This window comes from Dechloromonas aromatica RCB, assembly GCF_000012425.1.
The window spans coordinates 1,564,071-1,584,223 of record NC_007298.1 but is presented as its reverse complement, the minus strand read 5'-3'; the positions used below and the strand labels follow the sequence as shown (position 1 = coordinate 1,584,223).

The following is a 20,153-nucleotide window of genomic DNA, read 5'->3' as shown; positions in this document are numbered from 1 at the left end:
CGCCATGCAATTCACCACCAAAGACATCAACGGCCACAGCGTCGCCCTCGGCGACATAGTCCGCGTCCTCGACATTTCGCCCGACCCGGAACTGGAAGAAGACCAGCTCGAGATGTTCATGGACATGATCGGCGCCAACTGCGCCATCGAACGCATCGACGCCGATGGCACGGGCTGGGTAGCGGTGTGGTGGAATGGCGACGAAGGCACACAACTGACACTGGTCGGCCTGGCGCCGCGCCAGATGGAGCGGCTGGCCGGCTGAGGCCAGCCGCCCTTGGGGAGCAAAGGCTGGCCCCCAAGGCCAGGCATCGACTGGATTCCCGCCATGGCAGGAATGGCAAAAAGCAGGGTACTCATTCGTCGGCCGTCACGGCTTCCTGCGCGCTGTAGTTCTTCAAGCGCTTTTCGGCCGCCACGCCGAGTATCTTGAGCAGCCACGGTGGCGGCGACTCGAGCATGGCCGTCTGGAAGGGCTGCAGGATCTCCACCGCCGGGCCGCCATCCGGCACCTTGATCGGGTAGATGTCGGCCCGGATCACCTTGGCTGCTGCCGGCCCGCCGATCGACACAACGTAGCAGACATGGCAATCGCCGATCAGCCGGGCGCGCCACAGGTTCTTGTCGTCGGCAAACTCAGCATCCATCGTGTCGCGGATATCGATCAGCCGAATTTCGTCCGGCGATACCTGATAAACCAGGAAACGCAGGCAGGAGCCGAAATGCCCGGACAGCAGATCACCCTTGTCCGATGCGATGGCGACGCGCACCGACCCGGGCATGTCGCCGGCCTGATAGGCCTCGACCCGGGGCAGCGACTCATCGCCCTGCGTCTCGCCCCACAGGATGCGTACGGCCAGCTTCATGGCCTCCAGTCCGATACCAATATCCTCGCCATCCTCCTCGCCATCGGCGCTGGCGAAGCCGGTTTTCAGCATGGTCACCGTCACCTGGCGCAGCTTTTCTTCGTCGAGTTCGTCACCAAGGCGGCGCTGGATCAGGTCGATCAGCGCCGGCAACGAGGCGTTGGGCATGGCCCGCGCCGCCAGCGCAATGCGCAGCGCGGCCTCGCGGGTAATCGGAGGCGTGGCTTTTTCCATCATGTTCTCCTGGACTATTCGGGTTGGGGCAAGCCCTCCTTGCAGGGATGGTGCCAGCCGCCGAGAATTAGCCAAGAGCATGATTTAACGAACAAATATAAAAATAGTTCAGACCCCCAAAGCCAGAACGACACGACTCATGTCTGATAACTGACAAAATCCAGGATGACCTGAAAAGTCAGCCGCCCCTCCTGTCACATATGCGACAAGCCGTCCGACAGGGCGCCGAAACTGAATTCATAAGCCGCTGTTTTAAATGGAATTCAATGACTGGCACACCGATTGCTGAATAGGCTCCGCACAGCATTCGAGGAGCCTTCATCGTGGAACTTCCAGTCATCAGCAACACCGCGCCGGCCGCAGAAGGCGGCGGCTGTTCGTCCAGCGGTTGCGGCACTGCGCCGGACGCCCTGGGCCATCTCCCTGACCACATCCGCGCCAAGGTGCAGGATCACCCCTGCTACTCCGAAGAAGCGCACCATTACTTCGCCCGCATGCATGTCGCCGTCGCCCCGGCCTGCAACATCCAGTGCAATTACTGCAACCGCAAGTATGACTGCTCCAACGAGTCCCGCCCGGGCGTCGTTTCCGAGCTGCTGACGCCGGACCAGGCGATCAAGAAGGTCCTCGCCGTCGCCGCCGAGATTCCTCAGATGACGGTGCTGGGCATCGCCGGACCCGGAGACCCTCTCGCCAACCCGGGCCGCACCTTTGAAACCTTCGAACAGCTGTCCGCGCGCGCCCCGGACATCAAGCTGTGCGTGTCGACCAACGGCCTGAATCTGCCGCAGTACGTCGACCGCATCGCCCAGCACAACATCGACCATGTGACGATCACCATCAACTGCGTCGATCCCGAAGTCGGTGCCAAGATCTATCCGTGGATCTACTGGGAGAACAAGCGAATCACCGGTGTCGAAGGTGCGCGCATCCTGATCGAACAGCAGCAGAAGGGTCTGCAGATGCTGACCGACCGGGGCATCCTGGTGAAGGTCAACTCGGTGCTGATCCCCGGCGTCAATGACGAGCATCTCAAGGAAGTCTCGAAGATCGTCAAGGCCAAGGGCGCTTTCCTGCACAACGTGATGCCGCTGATCGCCGAGCCCGAGCACGGCACCTACTACGGGATCATGGAGCAGCCGGAACCAACGCCGGAAATGCTGCAGGACCTGCAGGATGCCTGTGCCGGCGACATGGCGATGATGCGCCACTGCCGCCAGTGCCGCGCCGATGCAGTCGGCCTGTTGGGCGAGGACCGCGGCGACGAGTTCACGCTCGACAAGATTGACGTCATGGATGTCGATTACGAAGCCGCCATGGTCCGCCGCAAGGTGGTGCACGACGAGATCATCGAGAAGCTCGACGCCAAGCGCGGCATCGTCAAGCCCAAGCACGAAGGCATTCCGGAAGGTTCACGCCCGGTGCTGATGGCGGTGGCTGGCAAGAACGGTGTCGTCGCCGAGCACTTCGGCCACGCCAAGGAATTCTTGATCTACGAGGCCTCCCCCTCGGGGGTCCGCTTCATCAGCCACCGCAAGACCGAGCTGTACTGTGGCGGCATGGATTCCTGCGGCAATGGCGACGTGGTCGATGAAGGCGCAACGGAATCCCTGCTCGACCGCAACATCCGCGTGCTCGAAGGCTGCGAGGTCGTGCTCTGCTCCAAGATCGGCTACGAACCCTGGGGCAAGCTGGAAGCCGCCGGCATCGCGCCGAATGGCGAGCACGCCATGGAGCCGATCGAGGATGCCGTGATGGCGGTGTACAAGGAAATTGCGGCAACCGGCAAGCTGCTTCCCTCCGCAGAAACCCTGAAGGTGGCGTAAATGGCACTCCAGATAACCCAATCCTGCGTCAATTGCTGGGCTTGCGTCGATGTCTGCCCGAACGATGCGATCTACCAGGACACCCCACACTTCCTGATCGACGACGGCAAATGCACCGAATGCCTGGGCGACCACAGCGTGCCGCAGTGCGCTGCGATCTGCCCGATCGAGATGGCCATTGTCGATGAACTGGGCGAGTTCCTGAACCCGCCCGGCTCGCTGACCGGTATCCCGATCGAAAAGCTGAAGGAATTCGGCTTGTGGCGCGAGGCAGCGTAATGGCCGTCATCACGTTCTATGAGAAACCCGGCTGCAAGGGCAATCTTCGCCAGAAGACCCTGCTCGCTGCAGCCGGCCACACGGTCCAGGCCAAGAGCCTGAAGACCGAGCCGTGGACGGCCGACCGGCTACTCGCCTTCCTCGGCAAGCTGCCGGTCACCGAGTGGTTCAACCGCGCCGCGCCGGACATCAAGTCCGGCCAGATCGTGCCGGAAAACCTCGGCTTCGAGGATGCCCTGCATCTGCTGCTTGGCAACCCGTTGCTCATCCGCCGGCCGCTGATGGAAGTCGGCGATGAACGCATGGTCGGCTTCGATGTCGCGACGGTCGACGCCTGGCTCGGTCTGAACAACGTGGCACTGCCGGAAGGCAATATCGAAGCCTGCGTGCATAGCCCTGAAGGTCATGGCCATTGCGGCAGCCATGCCCATGATCACGAGCAAGAGGAAAGCAGCCATGGCAGCTGCGGCCATCACTGACAGTGCTGTAGAAATTGCCCCGGGCGTCCACTGGGTGGGCGCCCTCGACCCGCATCTGCGGAGTTTCGACATCATCCTCAAAACCGCCAACGGCACGAGCTATAACAGCTATGTCGTACGCGGCGACAACGGCGTGGCGATCATCGACACGGTCAAGGAAAACTTCGCCGACGATTTCTTCCGCCGCCTTGAATCGGTGGCGGAGTACGAAGAAATCACCACCATCGTGCTCAACCATCTCGAGCCGGACCACAGCGGCGCCCTGCCCGAACTGCTCAAACGCGCCCCGCAGGCCAAGGTGTATTTGTCGAGTCGCGCCCAGATGATGCTCAAGGCGCTGTTGAAGCCGACCGGCGAGAAAGCGCCCGAATACATCCCGGTGACCACCGACGACGAGGTCGATCTCGGCGGCCGCACCCTGCGCTTCCTGCATACGCCCTATCTGCACTGGCCGGATACGCAATGCACCTATCTGGTCGAGGATGGACTGCTGTTCACCGGCGACATTTTCGGCTGCCACTTCTGCGACAACCGGCTGTTCAACGACACCGTCGGCGATTTCCGCTTCTCGTTCGAGTACTACTACGCCCACATCATGCGGCCCTTCCGCGAGTATGTGCTCGACGCCATCGCGCTGATCGAACCGCTAGACATCCAGCTGATCGCCCCGGCCCACGGTCCGGTACTGCGCCACAAGCCGCGCGATTACGTGCATCGTTACCGCGAACTGGCCACACCGCGCCTTTTCAACGAAGCACGCAGCGAGAAAACGCTGGTCGTCTTCTATCTTTCCGCCTACGGCAACACCCGGCGCATGGCCGAAGCGCTGGCCGCCGGTGCCGAATCGCTCGGTGGCGTCCGCGTCTCGCTGTACGACCTGGAAGGGGGCGAAGCGGAAATTTTTACCGATCTGGTCGAGGAAGCCGATGGCCTCGCCTTCGGCAGCCCGACCATCAATGCCGACGCCGTCAAGCCGATCTGGGATCTGTTGTCGTCACTGACCACCGTCAACATCAAGGGCAAGCTTGGTGCCGCTTTTGGCTCCTACGGCTGGAGCGGCGAGGCCGTACGTTTGATTGAGGACCGCCTGCGTGGGCTGAAGCTGCGCGTTCCGGTCGACGGCCTGCGCATCAAGCTGGTGCCGGATGCCAGCGAACTGGAGCAATGCCGCCTTCTCGGCGAAAACCTGGCCCGTCACCTGACCGGCCGGATCGAACACCGCGAGATCGACATGGCGGCTCTTGCGTAGATAAAGGGAGAAAACAATGCCAAAAGCCAAAGTCACCTTTCAGGATATCGGCGTCTCGGTCACCGTGCCAGCCGGCACCCGCCTCATTGAAGTCTCCGAAAAAGTCGGCGCCGGGATCACCTACGGCTGCCGTGAAGGCGAGTGCTGCACCTGCCTGACCAAGATCGTTTCGGGCGGCGAGAACCTCGCCACGCCAAGCATTCTGGAAGACCAGGTCCTCAAGGACAACCTGGCCCCGCGCGGCCACCGGCTGGCCTGCCAGGCGCAGATTCTCGGCGGCGAACTGGTCGTCAAGCCAGCCTGAACGCTACCGCGACAGAACAAGATTAAAAGCAATCACCCAACCCCAACAGAGAAATTCAAACAACCCGCTTTCCGGAGAAACAAGAAATGGCCCTCATTACATTCAGCAGCCCGCTGCACAAGGACAAGACGGTCTATGCCGTCGCCGGCAGCCACACCCAGACCATCCTCGATCTGGCCAAGGAACATCACATCCCGATCGACTTCGGCTGCCAGGAAGGCAACTGTGGTACCTGTCTGGTCAAGGTCTCGTCGGTCGACGGCAAGCGCGCGCCGATGGGGGGCCCGCTCAACGTCCGCGAAGTCGCCGCCCTGCTCGAGCTCGGCCACATCACCAAGGCCCAGGTCGACCAGATGTACGTCGACGACATCCCGCCGACCCAGTGGCGCCTCGCCTGCCAGATGATCGTCCGCGACGAGGACATCCTGGTCGAATATCCGAGCAAATAAGGCAAAAGACATGAACGGTCCGGATCGTCTGCCCCTGCGGCCATTGCTGCTGGCCGACCTACTGGCTTCGCCGGCAATCGGGCCGGCGGCGTTCGATCCGAACCGTCCCTTGCTGGCCAGCCTGATTGCCGGCCAGACCAGTGGAGGCGGCTGCCTGCCGCCGCACCTTGGCCTCGGCCCGGCTGCCTATCGCTATCTGCGCGAAGCCTATTTTCCCGGCTGCACGGCAACGCCGACCGCCCGGGAAATCGAATCAATCCCCGAATGGGACGATCTGCAAAAGCTGCTGCTCGACCACCGCGCCCGCAAATCGCCCAGCGAACTGCTGATGGCCAATATCGTCGCCACCGCCTGTATCGGCCGCGACCATCTCTGGCAGGACCTTGGCCTCGCCAGTCGTGACGAACTCAGCCAGCTGATGTGGGTGAATTTTCCCGAACTTGCCCGCGCCAACACCGGCGACATGAAGTGGAAGAAATTCCTCTACCGTCAGTTCTGCTCGCGTGAAGGCATTTATGTCTGCCCCGCCCCGTCCTGCGGGGTTTGCAAGGATTACGCCAAATGTTTTGGTCCGGAGAACTGATCGCCAGAACCGCGCCGGTACGCCGCCGCGCCGCCCCCTATCCGGCGCGCTCGGCGCTGCTCGACCGGGGCGTTGCCGCCTATAGCGGACTGGCGATTGGCGATGCGCTGGGCGCCACCGTCGAATTCCTGACGCCCAATGAAATCCGCCACCAGATCGGCGTCCATGCCGAGATCACCGGCGGCGGCTGGCTACGCCTGAAGGCCGGCCAGGTGACCGACGACACGACCATGTCGCTTGCCCTCGGCGAATCCATTCTGGCCAGTGGCGGTGTCGACGCCAAGGCGGCAGCCGAAGCCTTCGATGCCTGGATGCGCGCCAAGCCGGTCGACATCGGCAACACGGTCCGCCGCAACCTGATTTCCTTCCGCAAGACCGGCCATCCCGAAGCGGCTGCCTCCGAGCACGATGCCGGTAACGGTGCCGCCATGCGCGTCCTGCCTGTCGCCCTGGCCTGCTATGGCAAGGCAGCGGAACTGACGGTCAGTGCCTGCCGCGCCCAGGCCCATGTCACCCATCACAACGCACTGTCCGATGCGGCCTGTGAAACGCTGGCTTTCATGGTGCAGGACTTCCTCGCCGGCCGCGACCCCATCGAAGTCGAACGCGAACGGGCCTTCAAACTGGTCAGCGACTACCCGGTCTTTGCCTACGACAAGAAACGTCGTGAAAACCCGAGCGGCTTCGTCGTCGATACCATGCAGGCCGTGCTGCAATCCTTCTTCGCCACCGAAACCTTCGAGGATTGCCTGATCGACATCGTCAATCGCGGCGGCGACGCCGACACCACCGGCGCCATTGCCGGCATGCTGGCTGGCGCCCGCTACGGCACGGGGAGCATTCCACGACGCTGGTTGAAAGCCGTCGACGAGAACATTTCGGCCCGGTGTACCGAACAGGCCACCGCCCTGCTGGCGCTCGGCGAATCGACATCCAGCCAGCCGACCGCGCGGATGTGAGCGGCTGGCCGCGCCGCTGGCGCCTTGTCGACAACGGCGCAATGGAAATCCGGCTTGCCGCGATCGCGGCTGCTTCAACAATCTTGCCCCGGCAAAACGCTTATTGAGGGAATCGTGTTTTAATTTCCCGATGAACCTTGCGCCCCCCAAGCCAGCCACACAACAAGTAGTAAAGATTCGCCGCGACTACAACACCTGGGTCGCCAACGAAACCCTCGAAGACTACGCCCTGCGCTTCACGCCGCGCAGTTTCCGCAAATGGTCGGAAATGCGCGTCGCCAACACGGCCTTCGGTGCTGCCTCATTTCTGGTGCTCGAGGCCGTTGGCGCGACGATGATGGTTCAAGCTGGTTTCCTCAATGCGTTCTGGGCCATTCTCGCCACCGGCCTGATCATCTTCCTGCTTGGCCTGCCGATCAGCGTGATGGCCGCGCGGCATGGACTGGACATGGACCTGCTGACCCGCGGCGCCGGATTCGGCTACATCGGCTCGACGATCACCTCGCTGATCTACGCCTCGTTCACCTTCATCTTCTTTGCCCTCGAAGCGGCGATCATGGCCTACGCGCTGGAACTGGCCTTCAAGATACCGCCGGCCTGGGGCTACCTGATCTGCGCGCTGGTGGTCATCCCGCTGGTCACCCACGGCGTGACGGCGATCAGCCGACTACAGGCATGGACACAGCCGCTGTGGATCTTCCTGCTGATCCTGCCCTACGCCTTCCTGTTCATCGAGGAACCGCAGGCACTGGCCGGACTCTGGCAGTACGGCGGCGAACGGGGCGGCGATGCCAGCTTCAACCCGCATCTGTTCGGGGCAGCGCTGACGGTTGGCATCGCCTTGGTTACTCAGATGGCCGAGCAGGTCGATTACCTGCGCTTCATGCCTGAAAAGACCCCGGCCACGGCACGCCGCTGGTGGTTCGGGGTCATCATCGGCGGCCCCGGCTGGGTCGTGCCCGGCATCCTGAAAATGCTTGGCGGCGCCCTGCTCGCCTGGCTGGTGCTGCGCAACGGCATTTCCGCCGAGAAGGCCGTCGATCCGAACCAGATGTACCTGATCGGCTTCTCGCACGTCTTCGACAACACGACGCTGGCCATCGCTGCGACGGCGCTGTTCGTGATCATTTCCCAGCTCAAGATCAACGTCACCAACGCCTACGCCGGTTCGCTGGCCTGGTCCAATTTCTTCGCCCGGCTGACGCACAGCCACCCGGGCCGCGTCGTCTGGGTCATCTTCAACACGCTGATCGCCCTGCTGCTGATGGAGCTGGATGTCTTCCAGGCGCTCGGCCAGGTGCTTGGGCTGTACTCGAACATTGCCATTTCGTGGATGGCGGCGGTGGTCGCCGATCTCGTCATCAACAAGCCGCTTGGCTTCTCGCCCAAGGGCATCGAGTTCAAGCGCAGCCACCTCTACGACATCAACCCGGTTGGCACCGGCGCCATGGCCATCGCCTCGGCCCTATCGATCTGCACCTTCGTTGGCGTATTCGGCGATGCCCTGCAACCCTATGCCCCCTTCGTCGCGCTGGCTGCGGCATTCATCGTTTCGCCGCTGATCGCCTGGATCACGCACGGTCGCTACTATCTGGTCCGCCCCAACGAAACCGCATCCGCCCACGCCACCACCTGCGCGATTTGCGAACGCGAATACGAAGCGGAAGACATGGCCCATTGCCCGGCCTATCAGGGGCCGATCTGCTCGCTGTGCTGCTCCCTTGACGCCCGCTGCCACGACCTGTGCAAACCTCAGGCTCATCTCGGCGCGCAATGGAATGCCGTGCTGCGCCGCATCCTGCCCAAAGCCGCTCTGCCCTACCTCGACACCGGCCTCGGTCACTATTTGCTGCTGATGACCGGCATCGTGCCCGTCCTGGCGCTGATCCTCGGCGTGCTCTACACGCACGAACTGCTCGCCCTCGGCAGCCCGGAACCAGCGGTGGTCGCCCGCTTGCAGGACAGCTTCATCAAGACCTTTGCTGCACTGCTGATGCTGAGCGGCGTCATTGCCTGGTGGATGGTGCTGACGCAGGAAAGCCGGCGCGTCGCGCAGGAAGAGTCGAATCGCCAGACGCAACTGCTGATCCAGGAAATCGAGTCGCACCAGCGTACGGATGCCGCGCTGCAACAGGCCAAGGTCGTCGCCGAGCAGGCCAACCAGGCCAAGAGCCGCTACATCACGGCGATCAGCCACGAACTGCGCACGCCGCTCAACAGCATTCTCGGCTACGCGCAGATTCTCGCCGCCGATGAGGACATCCCGCCCAACCGCCTGCAGGCGGTCAGCGTCATCCGCAAATCCGGCGACCATCTGCTGTCGGTCATCGAAGGCACGCTGGACATTGCCCGCATCGAAGGCGGCAAGCTGACGCTGGACGTCAAGGCCATGGATTTCCCGGAACTGATGCAGCAGATCGTCGGCATGTTCGAACTGCAGGCGCGCAACAAGGGGCTTTCCTTCGACTACCAGCCGGTCGGCGAACTGCCTGCGGTGGTCCGCGCCGATGAAAAACGCCTGCGCCAGATCCTGATCAACGTCATCGGCAACGCCGTCAAATTCACCGTGCGCGGCGGGGTCAGTTTCAAGGTCGAATGCCGGCGCGACATGGCCATCTTCGAAATCCGCGACACCGGCCCCGGCATCCCGGCCGCCGACCTGGAGCGCATCTTCGAGCCCTTCACCCGCGGCAGCACGGTACAGGCGGGCGGCAGCGGCGTCGGCCTGACCATCGCCCGCATGCTCACCGACCTGATGGGCGGCGAGATGCAGGTTTCCAGCACCGCCGGCGAGGGCACGCTGTTCCGCATCCGCCTCTTCCTGCCCTCGGTCCATTCGGCACAGGCCGCGAGGGAATTGCCGAAGCTCAACCGGATCGGCTACATCGGCGTGCGCCAGCGCATTCTGGTCGTCGATAACGAGAAGGTCGATCGCGACCTGTTGCAAAACGTGCTCGAACCGCTCGGCTTCATCGTCGAGCAGGCGGCCAGCGGCTACGAATGCCTGGCGACCGTGCCCCGCTTCGCGCCGCACCTGATTTTCATGGACCTCGGCATGCCGGGCATCGACGGCTGGGAAACCATCCGCCGCCTGCGCCAGCAGGGCCAGAACGCGGCGCAGATCGCCATCCTCTCGGCCAACGCCTACGACAAGGGGCTGGACAACGATGTCGGCATCACGCCGGACGATTTCATCGTCAAGCCGCTCAAGGTCAATGAACTGCTCGACTGGCTGGGCAAAAAGCTCTGCATTGAATGGGTCACCGCCGACATGCCCGCCACAGCGCCACTGGCTGCCCCGGCCGAACCGCTGCCCTTGCTGCCGCCTGACGAAACCGAACTCGCCGCCCTCGACGAGCTGATCAACCTTGGTTACCTGCGCGGCATCCTCAACAAGCTGGGCGAAATCGAACGCCTCGATGCCCGCCACGGTGAATTCGTCCGTGTCCTGCGCGATCTTGCGCGACAATTCCAGTTCGATGCGATGAAGGAAATTCTCAGGAAAATGCGCGATGCCACCCGTTGATCGCAACATCTCGGACATCGTCCTGATCGTCGACGATGTGCCGGAAAACCTCTCCCTGCTGCACGATGCGTTGGACGAGGCCGGCTACACCGTGCTCGTCGCGACGCACGGCGAAGCGGCGCTGCAACGCGCCCGCCAGAGCCTGCCCGACGTCATCCTGCTCGACGCGCTGATGCCGGGCATGGACGGTTTCGAGGTCGCCCGCCGCCTGAAAGCCGACTTCTCGACCCAGCACATCCCCATCGTCTTCATGACCGGGCTGACCGAAACCGAGCACGTCGTCGCCGCCTTTGCCGCGGGCGGTGCCGATTACGTCACCAAGCCGATCCGCCCGGCCGAGGTACTGGCCCGCATTGCCGCCCACATGATGAACGCCCGGCAGATGAAGCAGGCGCGCAGCGCGCTCGACGCCTTCGGCCAGGCCACGGTCGCCGTGCGCGCCGCCGACAGCCGTATCGTCTGGCAGACGCCGCTCGCCCGCGGCCTGCTGAACAGCTATTTCGCCAACCCGGAAACCGTCGCCCCGGAGGAACTGCTGACCTGGATCACGGCGGCACTCCGCGCCCGGGCCGATGGCCGTGAGCCCGCGCCGCTGCTGATCGCCGAAGGCAACAAGCGCCTGCTCGCCTCCTTCCATGACCAGACCGGCGACGATGAATGGATGGTCGTGCTGCGCGAAGAAAACGACGCCTCAGCGGTCGAATCGCTGATCGCCGCCTTCCGCCTGACCCAGCGCGAAGCCGAAGTGCTCTACTGGGTGGTACAGGGCAAGACCAGCAACGATATCGGCGACATCCTCGGCAACAGCCCGCGGACGGTCAACAAGCATCTGGAGCATGTTTTCGAGAAGCTCGGCGTCGAAACGCGGACGGCAGCCGCCAATCTGGCGATGAGCAAGATCCGCGGCGCCTGAAAGCGCCCCGGATCAGCCATCATTGTCCCATTTCAGGCCGCCAGTGCGGCCGTCACGATGGTGCCCGCCTCGGCCACCAGTTGCTGCAGGTGCGCCTCGCTCTTGAAGCTTTCGGCGTAGATCTTGTAGATATCCTCGGTCCCTGACGGACGGGCGGCAAACCAGCCGTTCTCCGTCGTCACCTTCAGCCCGCCGATCGCTGCATTGTTGCCGGCCGCCCGCGTCAGCCGGGCGGTAATCGGCTCGCCGGCCAGTGTTGCAGCGCTGACCCGGTCGCCGGTCAGTTGCTTGAAGGCCACTTTCTGGGCCGGGGTCGCCGCGGCGTCGATGCGCAGGTAATACGGCGTGCCATAGCGAGAGGCAAGATCCAGATAGTGCGATCCGGTATCCCGGCCGGTCACTGCGGTGATCTCGGCCGCGAGCAGCCCGAGGATGATGCCATCCTTGTCCGTCGTCCACACCGAACCATCGCGACGCAGGAAGCTGGCACCGGCGCTTTCCTCGCCGCCGAAGCAAATGCTGCCATCGAGCAGGCCGGCCGAAAACCACTTGAAACCGACCGGCACTTCGAGCAGCGTGCGATCCAGCCCCTTGACCACGCGGTCGATCAGGCCGCTCGACACCAGTGTCTTGCCGACCGCCGAACTGTGCGGCCACTGCGGCCGATGAGCAAGCAGGTAATTGATCGCCACCGCCAGGTAATGATTCGGGTTCATCAGGCCGAGCGATGGGGTGACGATGCCGTGGCGGTCCACATCCGCGTCGTTGCCCCAGGCGATATCGAATTTATCTTTCAGGGCGACCAGGCTGGCCATGGCATAGGGGCTGGAGCAATCCATGCGGATCTTGCCATCGTGGTCCAGGGTCATGAAGCCGAAGGTCGGATCGACCGCGGGGTTCACCACCGTGATGTCCAGCCCGTAATGCTCGGCAATCGGCTTCCAGTAAGCCACGGCAGCGCCGCCCATCGGATCGACGCCTATCCTCAGCTTGGCCCGACGAATGGATTGCATGTCGATGACACTGCCCAGTTCGGCAATGTAGGGCGTCATCAGGTCGACCGCCCGGGTCGTTGCCGCCGCCAGGGCTTGCCCGTACGGCAGGCGCTTGACGCCGCGGTTGCCGTCGGCCATCAGCGCATTGGCGCGTTGCTCGATCCAGCCGGTCACATCGGTATCGGCCGGGCCGCCATGCGGCGGGTTGTACTTGATGCCGCCATCCTGCGGCGGGTTGTGCGACGGCGTGATGACGATGCCGTCGGCGCGTTCGACGGCTGGCTGGGCGTTATGGACCAGGATGGCGCGCGAAATCACCGGCGTCGGGGTATAGCCCTGGTTTTCCTGCAGATGGATCAGCACGCCATTGGCGGCCAGCACTTCGAGGACGTTTTGCTGGGCCGGGGCGGACAGCGCATGGGTATCCATGCCGAGGAAGAGCGGGCCGCGAATGCCGGCCTGCAAGCGGTATTCAGCCACCGCCTGGGCGATAGCCAGAATGTGCGCTTCGTTGAAACTGCCATTGAAGGCGCAGCCACGATGACCACTGGTGCCGAAGGCGACGCGCTGGGCCGGTTCGTTGATGTCGGGTTGCTGGTGGTAGGCGGCAAGCAGCGCGGGGATGTCGGTCAGGCTGGCAAGCGGGGCCGCTTGGCCGGCGAGTGGGTGAGCCATGCTCTATCTCTTTTCTGGAAACGGTTGTTGTTCTTGGCCAATTGGCATACCGAAGATTTTAATCCCGTTGGCAAACCAAGGGGCTGCGTACCCTACGCAATCTAACGTATTTATCGCGGGTAACCCCGGCCGTAATCTGGCGCTGCACTGCAACAACGCAGACCAGATTACCCAACCTCCGAGGAGATTCCATGAGCAATCGTCGCAACTTCATCAAGGCAACCGTTCTCGCCGCCGCCCTGTCGTCCATCGGCATGGCCGCCCACGCCGCCGATACCATCAAGGTCGGCGTACTGCACTCCCTGTCCGGCACCATGGCGATTTCCGAGACCGCGCTCAAGGAAACCGTGCTGATGACCATCGAGGAAATCAACAAGTCCGGCGGCGTACTCGGCAAGAAGCTCGAGCCGGTCGTCGTCGATCCGGCTTCCAACTGGCCGCTGTTCGCCGAAAAGGCCCGCCAGCTGCTGACCAAGGACAAGGTTGCCGTCACCTTTGGTTGCTGGACTTCGGTGTCCCGCAAGTCTGTGCTGCCGGTCTACAAGGAACTGAACGGCCTGCTCTTCTACCCGGTTCAGTACGAGGGCGAAGAACTGGAAAAAAACGTCTTCTACACCGGCGCTGCGCCCAACCAGCAGGCCATTCCGGCCGTCGAATACTTGATGAGTAAGGATGGCGGCGAAGCCAAGCGATTCGTGCTGCTCGGCACCGACTATGTCTATCCGCGTACCACCAACAAGATTCTGCGCGCCTTCCTGAAGTCCAAAGGCGTGGCCGACGCCGACATCATGGAAGACTACACGCCGTTCGGCCACAGCGATTACCAGACCATCATCGCCAAGATCAAGAAGTTCGCTTCCGAAGGCAAGAAGACCGCCGTCGTCTCGACCATCAACGGCGATTCCAACGTGCCGTTCTACAAGGAACTGGGCAATGCCGGCCTGAAGGCCACCGATGTGCCGGTTGTCGCCTTCTCGGTCGGTGAAGAAGAGCTGCGCGGTGTCGATACCAAGCCGCTGGTTGGCCACCTGGCTTCGTGGAACTACTTCATGTCGCTGAAGAATCCGGAAAACGACAAGTTCGTGAAGATGTACCGCGAATGGGCCAAGAAGGCCAAGCTGCCAAATGCCGACAAGGTCGTGACGAATGACCCGATGGAAGCTACCTACATCGGCATCCACATGTGGAAGCAGGCTGTCGAGAAGGCCAAGTCCACCGACACCGACAAGGTTATCGCCGCCATGGCCGGCCAGACCTTCAAGGCACCGAGCGGCATCCTGTCGAAGATGGACGAGAAGAACCACCACCTGCACAAGTCGGTGTTCATCGGCGAAGTGAAGGCCGATGGCCAGTTCAATGTCGTCTGGAAGACGCCCGGCCCGGTCAAGGCCCAGCCGTGGAGCCCGTACATCGCCGGCAATGACAAGAAGAAGGACGAGCCGGAAGCGAAGTGATCCGGATCGGTCTGTCAGTCGCAAACGAACGGGGGCCTCGGCCCCCGTTTTTCCAGCCAATCGAAAGGAATGCACCATGAACCGCGAAGAAGTGACCGATCTGATCGTCACCCAAAAAGTCAAAAAGAAACTGACCTGGGCCCAACTGGCCGAAGTGGTCGGCCACAGCAAGGAATGGAGCACCGCCGCCCTGCTCGGCCAGATGACGCTGACCGAAGCCCAGGCCAAAGCCATCGGCACCACCCTCGACCTGCCGGAAGAGGCCGTCACGCAACTGCAGGTCGTTCCCTACAAGGGTTCGCTGCCCACCGCCGTGCCGACTGACCCGCTGATCTACCGCTTCTATGAACTGATCAGCGTTTACGGCACCACGTTCAAGTCGCTGATCCACGAAGAGTTCGGCGACGGCATCATGAGCGCCATCGACTTCAACATGGACCTGACCCGCGAAGCCGACCCCAAGGGCGACCGCGTCAGGATCACCATGAGCGGCAAGTTCCTGCCCTACAAGACCTACTGAGCAACGCCCCAGCGAGTGAAATTTCGCCCGATTTTCCGGAAAGCCCCAGGATCCGCAGCTGCTTCCAGGGTCGCGGAAATCGGGCCTTTAGTTGGCTGATGGCATTTTTGGCTTTTGCTGGTGCCGACGAGTCCGATTCAATGGCAGCTCTCGAATAGCAGAGCGGAAAGTCACCGAGCACTCACTGCACAATCATTATCGACACCCAGAAAGTCAGTTGACGGATAGTTGGGTATCTTCCCTGCGCGGTGAGCCCTGACTGAGCCATTTCAAGAGCTTATTGAACAGCAGTTTGGGATCGACCGGCTTGGAAATAAAGTCGTTCATTCCCGCATCGAGGCATCGCTGTTTGTCTTCAACAAACGCGTTGGCCGTCATGGCGAGGATGAGTACATCGCCAGATACCGGCAGACGGCGAATGCTTCTCGTCGCCTCAAGGCCATCCATACCTGGCATCTGCATGTCCATCAGGACCAGTGCATAGTTATTGGCGCCTGCCAATTTGAGCGCCTCGATGCCATCTTCAGCAATATCTACCGTCAAACCCACGTCCTCTAACAACGAAAGAGTGATCTCTCGATTGATCGGCTCGTCCTCCGCCAGCAATATCCGGCGCCCGGCAAAATTCGTCTTGAGCTGCATCTCGGCATCGGTGACTGGTGAGAACTGGGTTTCGGCAACCTGAGCCGGGCCTTTCCTGAGCCTGACCGTGAACCAGAACGTACTACCTCGTCCTAACGTGCTTTCAGCACCCGAGTCGCCCCCCATCATCTCGGCCAGCTTTTTCGTGATAGCCAGCCCCAAGCCTGTACCGCCATATTTTCGCGTGGTGCTGTTGTCAGCCTGTTCGAAGGCAGAGAACAGTTTTGGCAGTACCTCGGGCGCGATGCCTATGCCCGTATCCCGGACCTCGAAACGCAAAACGGTGCTAATTGCATTCTCATCAACTGGATGGACACGCAGGGTAACGCTACCCGTTTCCGTGAATTTGACCGCATTGGTGGTGTAATTGAGCAAGGCCTGCTGCAAACGCGTAGCGTCGCCCAACAGGTCTTTCGGCAGCAATTCGATTTCGCAGAGCAGTTTGATGTGCTTGGCCTCTGCTCTATCGTGCAGCAATGAAAGCACGTTGCCCAGGATACTTTCCACCTTGATCGGAGATTCTTCGATCTCGAATTTGCCGGCTTCAATCTTGGAAAGCTCCAGAATCGCGTTGATGATGTTCAGGAGATGGGTGCTGGCGCCTTCGAGTTTTTCGAGTTGCTCGGACTGTTTTGGTGACAACCCGCCGCGTCGGATGAAATGAGCCATGCCGGCAATGGCATTCAAGGGAGTTCGTATTTCATGGCTCATGTTGGCAAGGAAGGCACTCTTCGCCATATTCGCGTTTTCGGCGGCGTCTTTGGCCAGCAAGAGTTCCTCGGTCCGTTCTTCGACCAGTTGCTCCAGATGGAGTCGGTGCTTTGCCAATTCCTGAGCGGTATTCTTGCGCTCCGTAATGTCGGTATAAATGCCAAGAACACCGATTACTTCATCATCCCCGGTGTGCAGCGGAACCTTTGAGGTGCTCAGCCAGATGGTATGGCCGTCTGGCGTGGTTTGTGGTTCCTCAAAGTCAATTTTCGGGACGCCAGAAACCATCACCGCCTGGTCGTCGGCCCGGTAGAGCTCTGCCTGCTCACGCCAGCTCAATTCGAAATCGGACTTGCCAATCAACTCATCAGGTGAGGTCAAGCCGGCGTCGAGGGCAAACAGGCTGTTGCAGCCCAGATATCGACAGTCCTTGTCTTTCCAGAATACGCGAAGCGGAGTGTGCTCAATGACGGACTGAAGGAGCTCTTTCTGCTTCTTCAGTTCATCGGCATTTCCTCGATGCTGTCGCAGCAACTCACCCAACTTGGCGGTCATCGAATTGATGCCGCGCTGCAGCTGCCCAAGTTCATCTTCCAGGGAAACCGGAATCCGGGCATCGATCGCGCCATCCTCGACTTTTTTCAGGACATCGAGTGACAGCTTGACGCGACGAGTAATGAGGTGTTGAGCGATCAGCACGATGGCAGCCGAACTGAGCAATATAAAAAGCAACGAACCGATTTGACCCCAGAGGGCTACGGAGCGTTTCTGTGCATTCAGTGCAGCCGTACTGATCGTGATTATCGTTATGTAGAGGGGGGGGGCTCCATTCGCAGCGCCGTGTATGTGCCTGATGCTGCATAGGCTGTCCGGACCGATCACGAACTGCTCATCAGCGGCTGAAGCATCCAGCCATCGGGGATCGATATCCGAAACATTCCTGGCCTCCTGGCCAAGTTGAGAGGCATCGGTAGATACGATGACCCGCCCGTTGCCCCCAACAACTATTCCCTTCAAATAGGGCGCACCCAGCAGTTCGCTCATAAATGAAACACGCGAAATGGCACTTACTGCCAGTTCGTCTCCAGCGATCATTTGGCCGACAAGGCTAAGACGCGAATGGATGTTCGTGTCCAGGGCTGTATTGAAGCGATCAATATAGAACGCTCCAAGCACACCAAAGGCAGCAACTTCGACACCAATAACCAGAAATGCGATACGCGAGATCAAGCCAAGCCTGAACATGAAGTAGCCTTTTATTTTGCGTAATGTGGTGTATCTGCCAGCAATTCCAGATGGGTTGTCCGTTCGGGTTCATAGCGGACTTGCTCAGGAGGGATATGCCCAACTATCTCGATACCTTGTTCAGGCCGAGCAGCAATGGGATTCCAGCGAGCGATGTAAATGCTTTGCTGGACATGGTGACTGTTCGGGTCCATGAATGCTGCGGCATCCTGCATACGCTCCTTGGCAGTTGCCTTGTAGCTTTCGAGTTGCTGGATGACCGCATGGCTATCCGTACTGCCGGCCTGCTCGATAGCGACGAGCAACGCCTTTGTAGCGAGATAGGCTGCATGAGTGACATCTCCCGGATAGTTGAGCTTGGTATGGCCATAGCGTTTCCGGTAACGCGCGACGAAGTCTGCGGTTCCCGGGGTTTTCAGATTCCAGGCCCAAGTGGTACCGAATAGCGGTCGTGGCGTTCCTGGGGCGGGATAAAGCTCTTCCCAGTCCACCTCGCCAACGATCCAGAATTGCTTTTCGAGTACCTTCGGATCAATCTGTGAAAACAGCTTGATCTGGTTGTCACCACTGATACTGACGGCGACGACATCAGCCGGCGTAGCGGCCACTTTTCTCAGGATCTCGACAGGATCAGGTAGCGTCTCCAGCGTGACAACTTCACCAACTACCGTCCCCCCATACTCAGCGATATAGGGGCGCATGGCTAGCGCATTGCTGCGACCGAATTCATTATCCTCAGTCAACAGCAGGACCCGCTTTGATTTGCGATTGGCCAGCGCATACTTCAGGAGCGCCCGGTTGAAGTTCGCGCCATGAGCGTCAAAGGCGAACTTTGTGCGATGGGCGTTCTCGACCGATTCAGAGGGCGCCGATGAATTGGTGTTGATGTAGATCACACCGTATTTCTGGCAGACCGCAGACATGCTCGCAGCAACGCCAGAAGCAAGCGCTCCCACGATGAATCCAACCTTGGTCTGTGTAATGAGCTCCTCGGCAACCGAGGCTGCACGTTTTGGATCGAGACCGGGGTCGCGTGAAACAAGTACGATTTCCCGGCCCAGGACACCGCCCCGCGCATTGAATTCGTCGATTGCCATCTCGGCACCACGCCGATCGGATTCGGCATGCAAGGAAAATCGCCCGGTTGTTGGCGCAGTATGGGCAATGATAATTGGCGATGCCGTTGGCGCAGCGCATACCCCCGGCATTGCTCCCCCCAGAAGGACGAGGGACAGGAGAGAAAATCCCAAAAACCGCTTCATTGATCGCTTCACGCAAATAACCATAATTAAAACATGGTCACAATATAGCAAACTGGAATGAAATCAGAGCATATCGGAAAGCTTAGCCTGGATCGCTGAACGCGTTGAAGCCCCCCGGAATTTTGTGCGTCGCGAGGCCACGGCTTTCAAGACGGAGTGGTCGGGCGTGGCAATTCGGTCGATTTGACGCTTCGGCTAGCCTGCTGCCTGAGGAGGCCATCAACTTAACTTCGGCAAGGTTTTCCAATCATCCTGGCCGAGTGATTTCTTGCCGATTGGATGGCGGTTTGTAGCCTACTTCTAATTGATATCGATGGAAATAAGGGTAAGCGCTATTGTCAAACAGGAGCGCCAAGCTACGTCCCTACAAGATCTACTCAATATTGGCGGAGGCATCGCGCTTAGGCAACCCGGATGCCTCCGCAGATCACCCTACACCCGCAGCAGTGCCTTGATCAGGCGCTCCGACAACTGGTCTTCGGTGAATTGCGGATTATTGGGTGGGTAAAGCGAGTTTTCTTCAATCTCGAAACCTTGTGCCTGCGCCAGAGCGCGGAGTTCCTTGATCTTCTGGCAAGCCTTCAACTGGGCGCCCAGCTCGGGATCGGCCTTGGCTTTTTCTGAAAAGGCCTTGATCGGTGCAACGGACATGATTTCTCCTTGAGTTAAAACGAAGTGAACATTTGTTTCGGCGAGCCGATCAGGCCGGGTAGTCGAGCGTCTCCGGATCGTCACTGCCGTTCTGGATGACCGCCTGAGCCAGGCGACCATCCGGGTGGTAGTGGTAGTCGTGACAAACCTCGATCTCGCCATAAACCACCTTTTCGCAGCGCCTTAAGCGTCCGCCATCATCGAAGGCGCCACGGTAAAAGGTATTGCGGTTGCGCATGTCATCCGCGGCGAGTTCGCCAACCAGATTGAGTGGCAGGCGAGCCCCGCTGTAGCTCGTGAAATAGCGGATCGTATGATCGGTGGGGGTCAT

General features: G+C 60.7%; 19 protein-coding genes. 13 read left to right on the top strand and 6 right to left on the bottom strand.

Annotated features, from left to right (window positions below; all coding sequences use genetic code 11):
- Window positions 1-4: 4 nt before the first annotated feature.
- Complete coding sequence (locus DARO_RS21620) at window positions 5-265, top strand: hypothetical protein (RefSeq protein ID WP_011287214.1); 261 nt, start codon at window positions 5-7, stop codon at window positions 263-265.
- Window positions 266-356: 91 nt separating this feature from the next.
- On the opposite strand, the gene DARO_RS07535 is transcribed toward DARO_RS21620, so the two are convergent.
- Window positions 357-1,100: a dinitrogenase iron-molybdenum cofactor biosynthesis protein gene (locus tag DARO_RS07535; protein ID WP_011287213.1), complete on the bottom strand. Its 744-nt coding sequence runs from the start codon at window positions 1,098-1,100 to the stop codon at window positions 357-359.
- A gap of 323 nt (window positions 1,101-1,423) precedes the next feature.
- Between DARO_RS07535 and nifB the strand changes: the two genes are divergently transcribed.
- From nifB to DARO_RS07485, 10 genes are all read left to right on the top strand, one after another.
- On the top strand, window positions 1,424-2,926 hold the full coding sequence (gene nifB / locus DARO_RS07530) for a nitrogenase cofactor biosynthesis protein NifB (protein WP_011287212.1): 1,503 nt from the start codon (window positions 1,424-1,426) through the stop codon (window positions 2,924-2,926).
- On the top strand, window positions 2,927-3,205 hold the full coding sequence (locus tag DARO_RS07525) for a 4Fe-4S binding protein (protein WP_011287211.1): 279 nt from the start codon (window positions 2,927-2,929) through the stop codon (window positions 3,203-3,205). It begins immediately after the preceding gene.
- Window positions 3,205-3,684 carry an ArsC/Spx/MgsR family protein gene (locus DARO_RS07520; protein WP_011287210.1) on the top strand — a complete coding sequence of 160 codons (480 nt, stop codon included), beginning with the start codon at window positions 3,205-3,207 and terminating at the stop codon, window positions 3,682-3,684. The genes DARO_RS07525 and DARO_RS07520 overlap by 1 nt, the downstream gene beginning before the upstream one ends.
- Window positions 3,662-4,933 (top strand): FprA family A-type flavoprotein, encoded by a 1,272-nt coding sequence (locus DARO_RS07515; RefSeq protein WP_011287209.1) that lies wholly within the window; start codon window positions 3,662-3,664, stop codon window positions 4,931-4,933. Before DARO_RS07520 ends, DARO_RS07515 begins: the two co-directional genes overlap by 23 nt.
- Window positions 4,934-4,949: 16 nt before the next feature.
- Complete coding sequence (locus tag DARO_RS07510; protein ID WP_011287208.1) at window positions 4,950-5,237, top strand: 2Fe-2S iron-sulfur cluster-binding protein; 288 nt, start codon at window positions 4,950-4,952, stop codon at window positions 5,235-5,237.
- An 86-nt stretch (window positions 5,238-5,323) separates the two neighbouring features.
- Window positions 5,324-5,686 (top strand): 2Fe-2S iron-sulfur cluster-binding protein, encoded by a 363-nt coding sequence (locus DARO_RS07505; protein ID WP_011287207.1) that lies wholly within the window; start codon window positions 5,324-5,326, stop codon window positions 5,684-5,686.
- A 10-nt stretch (window positions 5,687-5,696) separates the two neighbouring features.
- Window positions 5,697-6,269, top strand: coding sequence for a nitrogen fixation protein NifQ (locus DARO_RS07500; RefSeq protein WP_011287206.1), 573 nt, complete (start codon window positions 5,697-5,699; stop codon window positions 6,267-6,269).
- The gene (gene draG, locus DARO_RS07495) at window positions 6,248-7,228 is read left to right on the top strand and encodes an ADP-ribosyl-[dinitrogen reductase] hydrolase (RefSeq protein ID WP_011287205.1); all 981 of its coding nucleotides are present in this window, start codon (window positions 6,248-6,250) and stop codon (window positions 7,226-7,228) included. The genes DARO_RS07500 and draG overlap by 22 nt, the downstream gene beginning before the upstream one ends.
- 130 nt (window positions 7,229-7,358) lie before the next feature.
- Entirely contained in the window at window positions 7,359-10,754 is a 3,396-nt protein-coding gene (locus DARO_RS07490) for an ATP-binding protein (RefSeq protein WP_011287204.1), read from the top strand.
- A complete protein-coding gene (locus DARO_RS07485; RefSeq protein ID WP_011287203.1) occupies window positions 10,741-11,667 on the top strand; it encodes a response regulator transcription factor in 927 nt (308 codons plus the stop codon). The genes DARO_RS07490 and DARO_RS07485 overlap by 14 nt, the downstream gene beginning before the upstream one ends.
- 32 nt (window positions 11,668-11,699) lie before the next feature.
- On the opposite strand, the gene pgm is transcribed toward DARO_RS07485, so the two are convergent.
- Window positions 11,700-13,337 (bottom strand): phosphoglucomutase (alpha-D-glucose-1,6-bisphosphate-dependent), encoded by a 1,638-nt coding sequence (gene pgm / locus DARO_RS07480; RefSeq protein ID WP_011287202.1) that lies wholly within the window; start codon window positions 13,335-13,337, stop codon window positions 11,700-11,702.
- 191 nt (window positions 13,338-13,528) lie between these two features.
- Here pgm and urtA point away from each other — a divergent pair, with 191 nt between their 5' ends.
- On the top strand, window positions 13,529-14,791 hold the full coding sequence (gene urtA / locus DARO_RS07475; protein ID WP_011287201.1) for an urea ABC transporter substrate-binding protein: 1,263 nt from the start codon (window positions 13,529-13,531) through the stop codon (window positions 14,789-14,791).
- A 76-nt stretch (window positions 14,792-14,867) separates the two neighbouring features.
- The gene (cynS, locus tag DARO_RS07470) at window positions 14,868-15,311 is read left to right on the top strand and encodes a cyanase (RefSeq protein ID WP_011287200.1); all 444 of its coding nucleotides are present in this window, start codon (window positions 14,868-14,870) and stop codon (window positions 15,309-15,311) included.
- 213 nt (window positions 15,312-15,524) lie between these two features.
- On the opposite strand, the gene DARO_RS21615 is transcribed toward cynS, so the two are convergent.
- The 4 genes from DARO_RS21615 to DARO_RS07450 form a co-directional block, all read right to left on the bottom strand.
- Entirely contained in the window at window positions 15,525-17,909 is a 2,385-nt protein-coding gene (locus DARO_RS21615) for an ATP-binding protein (protein WP_011287199.1), read from the bottom strand.
- Between the two features lie 11 nt (window positions 17,910-17,920).
- Window positions 17,921-19,117 (bottom strand): ABC transporter substrate-binding protein, encoded by a 1,197-nt coding sequence (locus DARO_RS07460; protein ID WP_011287198.1) that lies wholly within the window; start codon window positions 19,115-19,117, stop codon window positions 17,921-17,923.
- A gap of 486 nt (window positions 19,118-19,603) precedes the next feature.
- Window positions 19,604-19,822 (bottom strand): Nif11-like leader peptide family natural product precursor, encoded by a 219-nt coding sequence (locus DARO_RS07455; RefSeq protein WP_011287197.1) that lies wholly within the window; start codon window positions 19,820-19,822, stop codon window positions 19,604-19,606.
- Window positions 19,823-19,871: 49 nt separating this feature from the next.
- Entirely contained in the window at window positions 19,872-20,153 is a 282-nt protein-coding gene (locus DARO_RS07450) for a DUF6156 family protein (RefSeq protein ID WP_041224274.1), read from the bottom strand.